Consider the following 755-nt stretch of genomic DNA (forward strand, 5'->3'; position numbering starts at 1 on the left):
CCAACATCGGCACAGGTAAAGACATTCGGTGTAGCCGTCATTGTTGCAATTCCACAGTTATCGGTACTTCCACCGTCAATATCGGCTGCTGTAATAGTAGCATTACCCAAAGCATCTAAATCGATCGTAATCTCTTGACAAACGGCCATGGCTGGTTCATTATCTGTTACGATAATATCGAAGGTACATATGGCAGTGTTTCCACTAGCATCTGTTGCTGTATACTCAATGGTTGTTGTACCCACAGGGAACAAGCTTCCGCTTGGAAGACCTCCCGTTTGAGCCACTGTCATCACAGTACAATTATCAAGAGCAATAGCATCTGGGAATGTGACAATAGCGCCACATTGTCCTGGATTGGTATTGGCCAAGACATCACTTGGACAAGCGATCACAGGGTCTATATCATCAATAACGGTTACAACGGCAGTACACGTACTCATGTTCCCATTGTTGTCTGTTACTGTAAGCACCACATTATTCGGACCTACATTACTACAGTCAAAGTCTGTTACATCTATGGTTGTGCTTGCAATTCCGCAGGCATCGGTAGAACCACCATCAACATCTGCTGAAGTGATACTAGCCATTCCATTTCCGTCAAGGAAAACATCAATATTCATACAAACTGCCACAGGAGCTACATTATCTTCAACAGTTACTGTTGAGGTGCAGGTTGAGATATTTCCGTTGACATCGGTTACCGTAAGTGTTACCGTATTTGGTCCAACATCGGCACAGGTAAAGGTACTTGG

Annotated in this window: 1 protein-coding gene; it reads right to left on the minus strand. The window is 44.1% G+C overall.

All coding sequences use genetic code 11. The features are described 5' to 3' along the window. A partial coding sequence (locus ACY2RU_RS17745; protein WP_490139822.1) for an HYR domain-containing protein occupies positions 1 to 755 on the minus strand: 755 nt, incomplete at both ends.

Source organism: Ulvibacter sp. 2305UL32-6, from assembly GCF_058148545.1.